An 8116-nucleotide genomic window follows, 5' to 3' on the forward strand; every position below is an offset into this window, starting at 1 on the left:
CGCAATTATGACGGCATCGTAAGCCAACTCGTACTTGACTGGCGTTGCTTGGCCACTCGGTAGCGTGACAGCGTGCAGAAAAGCATAAGGTCCTTCATTGCGCTTCAAACGCTATACAAGAACCTAGCCTATACGAGCGCGTTCTCGACGTTCGAGACAGCGGGACATCTCTTCAGAGACCCATTTTCTGACGAGGACTCCCCGGACACTCGGTCCCGCCGTCGCTTCGCCGATATGCAATCTTCCACTCCATTGCCAAGTGTACGAGCGATCAAAATCAACGCGGTCAAAGCTTGAACGCCCGTAGCGATGCGCGCTCAACCGCCGTCAGGTTCGGATGCGCTTTCAGGATGTTCTCGATGAGCGCATTTTGAGTTTGGATCCGCTTCGTAGCGTTCTCCCGCGGATACGCCCTCGCGATTGCATCTTGATCTCCCTTGGATGGCTCAGAGTTCATCGTAGGGTCGTAGCAGCTGCCAGGAGGTTTTTTGAAATCCTCCTCTCTCAAGTGGTAGCGCATCACACTATCCATGTCTGGATCGTTCGAGAACTCGTAGCTGACATCTTTGGCATCCAAGCCCATCATGTAGAAGTTGCCAGCAGTGGTCACGCGTGACACTTGAAGCATTCGAAGGTTGGTGATCACCTTGTCTTCTTTCCAATCGTACTCACGCATGATGGCTTCGATATTGAACTGCGGGTAGCAATCAACAGCAGGATGCTGATGCTCGTGCGCTAGACCGATGGCGTGGCCAAACTCATGGATAACGATCGACTTGAACTTTTCTCCTTCAATCGGATAGCGCCCTGTATCCAAGTCTTGGAGGCCCATGGTGACAGCGTTCTTACGGTCACTCAGCAGCGCCTGGTTGCCAATCAGGGAGAAGTACCCCTTCTGGCGAAACGAGATCCGGATCTGGGCGCCATCGTTGTAGTCACAAAAGTTGAAACCCGGTGCCTTCCCAAAGTCAAAGTAGATCGAGCCATACTTCGACCATTGGCTGGCGATTTGCTCAATTCTCCGTTTGGCAGCTTCACCGCCCCCTGAATGAAAGCAAACCTTCAGCGTGATCCCGACTTTCCACTTCTCGCTTGGTAGAAAAACGGAGTAAGGGACACTGCCTCTCGCAACCAGCTGTGCCATGAACGAAGGTTTTGACGACTTCTCAGGAAACAGAACCTGGAATGCCTGCTGTCTCTCACGCGCCTGTATGAGCTGCCTAGCCAGCGCTGGAGGAATGGGGGTGGCCTGAACCATCGGATCCTGGATCGCGGGAAGAGCTTCGCTTAACAGCTGCCGCTCGGTATCTAGACCCACCAGGTCGTGCGCCACAGCCTTGCCCGACACAGCAAGAAGCGCCGCTGCCATCGGAACTATGAGCACTGTGGAGTTCATGACCGCTTCAGTCCAACTCGGGGAACGGTGCGGAGGCCCCTGCGGTTCTCGCGGCCGCATTGGCATCGATCTTTGCCTGTACCAGCTGCATCTCAATGAGCTTCCGACTTGAAAGCGTTCCTCCGCTCGCCTCCTGCAGAGCCGCATCGATCTGAGAGACTTTCAACAACGCCAGTTGATACTTTTGACGAGCATCGCGGTCCGAAGCCACCGCCTCAGCACTCAGTTCGTCGCGCCGCATCGGATTGAATCTGTCATTCAAAGCCGTCTTGAGCTTGTCTTTGTCCTCTGAGAATGCGGATGCCACCGACTTTAGGAAGGCAGACGCCTCGGAGGTTTCAACGACAGTGGCCGCGGCGTAGAAGCCACCTACGGTTGTGCCAGCATTGTCACCAGGCAGCTTGCAGGATTCGTACTCTCGTACGTCTCCTTTGGCCTCGTTTTTCAAAGCACCTTTAGAACAATTCTTCTGGAAGAAGGCCGTTGCCCAAACGAGATCCGAAGCCTTCTGGGCGTCCACCGCCGCCTTGTCTGCATCCAGCTTGGCCGTCCATAAAGGGATCGGGCACCGAGGATCTGAAAACTTGCCCGCGTCTGCTTTTACGCTCTTAGGATCGCTCGACGACTTGTTCGCAGCCTTGACCTCTTCGCAAAGCGTTCTCACTGCGTCCGTGTACTTTGTGTGAGTCTCGATAGGCTTTTTGACGAGTGGATCGGCAGTTGCTTGCTTCTTGAGAATCGAGTTCGCCTCAACGTAGCTGGCTATAGAAGTCTTGCGTGCCGCGACAGCTTCCTTGGTCAAGTCGGTTTCAGGGAGCTTGGGTAACCGAGCTGGTATCGGCCAGTCGGGGCGACTTGGTAGAGCAATTTGCAAGCCATCCGGCGGAACTCTTGCATATGCCGTGCCCGTATCAATGTTCTTGAACGCGAACGTCATGGCTCCAAAGGATGTACCTGACTCCTCGGCGTTCAGCGATACCGCCACAACATAGTCCTTGTCTTGCTTTCGGAACCAGCTGTGTCCCTCGGCGAGTGATTTCCCAATGTAGATGAACTGTGGGGTCGCCTTCAGACCATTGTTTGAAAGATGTTCCAACTCCACTTCCATGTAGAAATTGGGAACCGTACTGATTCCCATGGGGTTGTCTTTGAAGGCCAACTTTTTCATCCACTCAGGGTTGCTCGGAGAGCCTGTACCCGTCATCAGCAGAACGATGCATTGCATCTTTGGGTTCGACCCGAGCATCACTTTCCCGCCCACCACGTAGTAGTCGACTACTGCGCTCTCCCCCGAGAGTGTGGTGACCTTGTCTTTGGCTGCAGCGGTCAATGCGCTAGCAGCAATGTCGACCCCTTTGGAGATCACCTGCTGCAGGATCAACCCCGCTGCCACTGCCATATCCGTCGGGGTTTCTGGGGGCTTGGCTGGTCCAGTGACAGGGCATTTCTCTACTATATGCACTCGGAGCGACTGCGCGCTCACTGCTGTGGAAAGCGCCAGGCAACACATCAAAAACGCGATGCGCACAAGAGTCTTCAGCATTTTCTTCCCTCCATTGATGACGCATTTTTTAACCGTTCTTCCGGCACGCGAGGTCTGGTCCACGCCGAGCCCGCTCCGCATCAAGATGCCTATCTCAATGTCTATGCACTCGGCTAAAAGCGTAGCCGCCGCTGGTGAATCTTTGGTCACCTGAGAAGGCAGCTATTTGGGCCGGATGCCCGCCGGCCTCTACAACATGAGCTCAGCAATCAGGGCCTTGAGGTCGGGCAGGTTACCGATGCGTTGATTAAGTGGCGCGGATGGTGAAGGCTGTTGAGAACTGCCCGTCTTGCGCAGCGCTTGTCGCACGTCCATGGGCCGCAGCACACGACCGCGGGCTTTGGCGATGCCCGAAAGGCACGCAATTGCTCCTGCGACGATGGGGGACGCGCTCGACGTACCGCTGAATGTGCTGCTGTACCAGTAGTCCTCGTCATACGGATCTGACGCGTCCTTGTAGTCGTCGCCATAACCGCAGGTTACGACACTACGCCCCCATCCTTGACAATCAACGCGGGCCCCGAAATTCGAGAAGCTGAGTCGCGAACGTGGCGGGCCATGCTTGCCGCCAGCCGGAGCACCTGCGCCCACCAGGATCGCTCCCGAGTCCTCGGAACCGTCGAGAGGGTTCTTCCAGCCTTTGGGAAAGCTTGGGTGGGGACTGTCGTAGAGCGGTGCATCGAAGTCTTGCCCGCCATTCCCTGCGGCCTCCACGACGATGATGCCGCGTGCGGCCGCGATACGAATTTCCACCAAGTCGTCCGGCCACCACTCCACTGCGATGTAGCCGTCCTGGTCAGCGCGCATCTGGTATCCGTGCAGCGGGCCAGGTCGATGCATCTCGAGGAGCAACACGTCGCCCGCCATCAGCTTTTCAGCCGCCGCGGCGATGGCCCGGGCTGAGCCCAGCGAACCGTGGGAGACGCCAGAAAGCCGGGCACTGGGTGAGATGCCGGATACCCCATACGCGTCCGCATCGCCGCCGATCTGTCCAAGCACCGCGGTCCCATGGTCGCGCCATGCGACTTCGGGGTATTGCGTGCCTGCCAGCAAACCACCGGAACTCACCAACAGGTCGCTGTGGGTGAAACGCCAACCTCCCTCGATGTCGATGACGTGGACACCTTCGCCCCTACCGCCCGGCTTCTGCCAGGCAACATGAGCGCCAATGCCATCAGGCGCCGGTCCGACATAGCCCTGGCGTTTGGTGAAATCGGTAGGCCGTTCGCCGGGCAAGCCGAGCGCCAGAGCCTCATCGAGTGGCGACCACGGTGCTAGGGGATTCTCAACACCCGGTTTCCAATAGATTGCAACTACGCCCGGGAGGGAAGCGGCCTCCTCCATTGCCGAGTCAGGTGTGCGTCCTTGAACTGTGCCGCTGAAGAACGGGGCTCTGGCTGAGCGCAACTCTGCAAGCTCCGCCGGCTCCTGTGCACTCCGAATTCGCTCGAGGGCGAATGTCGTGCTCGGTGCTAGCGTACGTAGTTGAATGCCCAGAAGACGCCCTCCCGCCAATCTGGCTCCAATCTCCCTCCGGGCAGCCGCAACTGCGTCGGGATCGACCATGACGACAAGCTCAGGTGGCGACGCATTCACTGGGATCTCCTACTGCAACTAGCGCCATTGGCGCGTGATAGTTATAGCAAGGAGGCGTGGTCAAGTCGATCCTCAAATTAGGTATGAACTTGCCCCGCCTTCACCACGCAACGCAAGAGATTCTTAACTCATTGATCTCATCGAGAAAATTGCTCAACGAAGCCAAATTCGAACTCGCAACGTCGCGCCCATCTAAGGATGGGTAGAACTATAGTTCAGCTAGATCGCCCGGCGGCCGACCTGGCATTTGGCGTGGCCGAATCCACGCCGGAACGCAGCTGTTGCGGTGAACGGGACAGTACTCAGCGCCCTTCGCGCGGACAACTTCCTTCAGTCCGGCATGGGATGCGCGGTGCGAGGTCCGCTGATCGCACCGCAGTCGTAAGGCCGAATCCATGCACCGCCTGGCCAAGCTGGCGCTCGACGCCGGCGAGGTGTCCTCACTGGAGGACGCTTTGGCACTTTTCTCCGGCTATCGCCTGCGCATCGTGCTGGGCCATGGCTGGTCCGACAGCCTGGCCAGGCAGGCCTGCTTCTTGACGGCGGTCAACACGGCCGCGCGGGCCCTCCTCGGCGGGGTCGAAGTCTGCGGCGAGATGGACTCGGTTCTGCGCATCCCCTTGTTCGAAGGGCGCGACGCGCGCTCGGTGGCGTGCGAGTTGGGCGCCAGCATCGGTGTGCCCTAGACCAGCGACGTGCCGACGCTCGTGCTCGGCGCCTGGACAAGCTCCAGCCTCCCGCCTTTTTGCGTCAGCATGCGCTGGGACGGTTGGCGCGGCAGGGTGGCGCCGGGTGCCTTCGATGTTGTGCCCGCCGCCCTACAAGACAATCCGCTCGCCGGCGTCGCGGCCGCGGCGCTGGGCGTGAACGAAGCCTTCCTGCACATCCGCTCCGACCTGCCGGCCGCCGGCGACCGGACCGTGGGGCTGTCTCTGTGGAACCCGCTGGCCGTGACGGGCTGGCGTGCCGACGCCCACCAGGGGCCGGCACTTCAATATTTGCCGGACGCGCTGTGGCTGGTGGGCCTCGGCCATCTCGGCCAAGCCTACGCCTGGGCCTTGGGCATGCTGCCCTACGGATCGCGGCGAGCCCACCTTGTGCTCCAGGATTTCGACAAGGTCGCTGCCTCCAACTTGAGCACCTGCCTGCTGCTGGGGGCCGACGACCTGGGGAAGCCCAAGGTCCGTGTGGTGGCACGCAGGCTGGAGGCGGCCGGCTTCACCACCGCCCTGGTCGAGCGCCGTTTTGCGGCCGACCATCGCGTCCTTCTCGGCGAGCCGTCCACCGCGCTGTTCGGCGTCGACAACCTCGCGGCACGACGCGACCTGGCGTCCGCAGACTTCACCACGGTGGTCGAAGCCGGTCTTGGCAGCGGCTACCGGGACTTTCGCAACATCCGCACCCACACCTTCCCGAGTCCGCAATCTCCGGCCGCCATCTGGCCCGCGGCCGCAGGTGCGCAACCGGCGGTCGAACTGAATGAGGCCTACCGCAAGCTCGCCGAGACGCGCAACGACCTGTGCGGCATGACCCAGCTCGCCTCCCGCGCGGTGGCGACGCCGTTCGTCGGTGCGCTCGCTGCCGCCCTGGTACTGGCCGAGGTGCTGCGACCACTTCACGGCGGGGGAACGCATGGCGTTCTTGATTTGCAGATGAGGGACCTGCGTCACCGGACAGGGGCATCGCTCGAAACCAGGTGATCGCTGATGGGCTTCATCGCTGTCACTTGAGAGCGGGCCCGTCGATACTCGCAAATTCACAGCTTGCCACGAAGGCAACCGACGACGGACTAATCTGAAAAGATATCGCGCAAGCACTGCACTTGAACCAACTGCTACTTTGGCAGGCGCTTGTTGAAAGGGCGATCGGCGGTGGCTTTTTGACCACGACCTTCCTGCTCGACCGCCGCAGATTAAGCCGCTAATCCTGCAGCGCCATTTCCGCCCGTCTGCGATTCCTGAACTTTAGTTCAGCTGGTCGCCGTATCTCAGTTCCTTGTTCAGGAAAGTGTAGATTTTCATTGCCCAGCGATGTCCGGACTTAATCTTCCCCGCATCCTTGAAAATCTTCTGCACAGCCGAAGCGCTGGAGGTAGGAAGGATGCTCAGCACTCTCTGCTTGAACTGGGTTTGAGCGGACCTTAAGGGTGCGTCATCTAGGTGGTGGTAGATGTGTCCAATATGCAGACCCACCTCAAGCACATTGCTCTCCTTGAGGCCGAGCAACGAACTTGATCTGCGCAGCCTTGTCTGAACCGTAAGCGCGCGGCCATTCCATCTTGACCGCAGTGCGCGGTCGTGCTTTTGAGATTGCTTTGTCAGACTGGCTGCCAGCGATGTGGCAGCAGCTCGCCGATCTGGCTGGCGCGCTGCATGGGCAGGCGTGCCATCACATCGCGCAGGTAGGCATACGGGTCGTGCCCGTTCATGCGCGCCGACTGGATCAGGCTCATGACGGCCGCCGCCCGCTGACCCGCGCGCAGGCTGCCGGCGAACAGCCAGTTGTTTCGGCCAATGGCAATGGGCCGGATCTGGTTCTCGATCCAGTTGTTGTCCACGGGCAGTTGCCCGTCACTCGCGAACCGGGTCAACGCCTCCCAGCGCCGCAGGCTGTAGTCGAGGGCCTTGGCGCTCGCTGAACCCTCGGGCACCTTCTGGCGTTGCAGCAGCATCCACTGGTGCAAGGCATCGAGCAGCAGCTTCGTTTGTTGTTGCCGGATGGCCCGGCGCTGATCGGCGCTGAGCTCCTTGACCTCACGCTCGATCTCGTAGACACGACCGAACTGCTGCAGCGCGAACTCGGCGATCTGGCTTTGGTTCGCCGCGTGCAGATCGAAGAACTTGCGCCTCGCGTGCGCCAGGCAGCCAACCTCGGTCACGCCACTGGCGATCAAGGCCTTGTAGCCGCTGAAGTCGTCACAGGTGAGACTGCCTCTCCAGTCACCCAGGAAGCGCCGGGCATGTTCGCCCGAGCGTGATTCGCAGAAGTCGTAGACGACCACCTTGGTGTTCTCGAAGGCGCCCGTGGCATAGGCCCAGAGGTAGGCCCGGTGCGTCTTTCCGTTGCCCGGCTTGAGCATGGACACCGGCGTCTCATCGGCATGCAGCACGCGGTGCTGCAGCGCGGCCGAAGATCGCTTCCTGGCGGTACAGCGGCAAGTGGTCTGCGTACTTGGCCACCAGCACCTGCGCCAGCAGACCGGTGGTGGGGATGCCCTTGTCGATGACGTGAGGATCGACGGGGACTTGGGTGAGCGTCTCGCACTTCGCGCAGGCCCACTTGCCCCGTACATGGACGCCCCCTATGCAAGGCTTTCTCTGCTTGACGACCTGAAGGTAAAGATTGCGCCCGTACATTCGGACTGTACGCAGCTCGAGGCTGCTGTCCATGATGGGAGTAGCTGGTTGACGCCTCGATCGGATGTTCGCACTCGGAAGTGCCGCGGCAAGTGAGGGCTCTGTCAACCACGGTCTGACCTGTCATGCCATCAAGTTTTGATCGCCTAAGCAATCGGTGGTGGATCCTTTCTACTGCAAGCTTGGCCGTGTCCCGTGTCCGTCTCGCCGCCCGGACTACGCAAC

At 59.9% G+C, this 8116-nt stretch carries 5 protein-coding genes and 1 pseudogene; 2 read left to right on the plus strand and 4 right to left on the minus strand.

What is annotated here, in order from left to right:
* Positions 1–286: 286 nt before the first annotated feature.
* The 3 genes from ASE11_RS26350 to ASE11_RS25000 are packed head-to-tail and all read right to left on the minus strand — an operon-like array spanning position 287 to position 4175.
* Positions 287–1396 (minus strand): M12 family metallopeptidase, encoded by a 1110-nt coding sequence (locus ASE11_RS26350; protein ID WP_200959418.1) that lies wholly within the window; start codon positions 1394–1396, stop codon positions 287–289.
* Between the two features lie 7 nt (positions 1397–1403).
* Positions 1404–3089: a hypothetical protein gene (locus ASE11_RS24995; protein ID WP_156406493.1), complete on the minus strand. Its 1686-nt coding sequence runs from the start codon at positions 3087–3089 to the stop codon at positions 1404–1406.
* A gap of 39 nt (positions 3090–3128) precedes the next feature.
* Positions 3129–4175: a S8 family serine peptidase gene (locus ASE11_RS25000; RefSeq protein WP_162258091.1), complete on the minus strand. Its 1047-nt coding sequence runs from the start codon at positions 4173–4175 to the stop codon at positions 3129–3131.
* Between the two features lie 755 nt (positions 4176–4930).
* Here ASE11_RS25000 and ASE11_RS26355 point away from each other — a divergent pair.
* Both ASE11_RS26355 and ASE11_RS25005 read left to right on the plus strand, forming a co-directional pair.
* On the plus strand, positions 4931–5221 hold the full coding sequence (locus ASE11_RS26355; protein WP_200959419.1) for a hypothetical protein: 291 nt from the start codon (positions 4931–4933) through the stop codon (positions 5219–5221).
* A 9-nt stretch (positions 5222–5230) separates the two neighbouring features.
* Entirely contained in the window at positions 5231–6235 is a 1005-nt protein-coding gene (locus tag ASE11_RS25005) for a ThiF family adenylyltransferase (RefSeq protein WP_200959420.1), read from the plus strand.
* A 617-nt stretch (positions 6236–6852) separates the two neighbouring features.
* On the opposite strand, the pseudogene tnpC reads toward ASE11_RS25005, so the two are convergent.
* Positions 6853–7828: pseudogene (gene tnpC, locus ASE11_RS25015) on the minus strand (IS66 family transposase); the annotation flags it as partial.
* Positions 7829–8116 lie beyond the last annotated feature (288 nt).

Origin of the sequence: Hydrogenophaga sp. Root209, assembly GCF_001428625.1 — a bacterium.
Lineage (GTDB): Bacteria > Pseudomonadota > Gammaproteobacteria > Burkholderiales > Burkholderiaceae_C > Hydrogenophaga.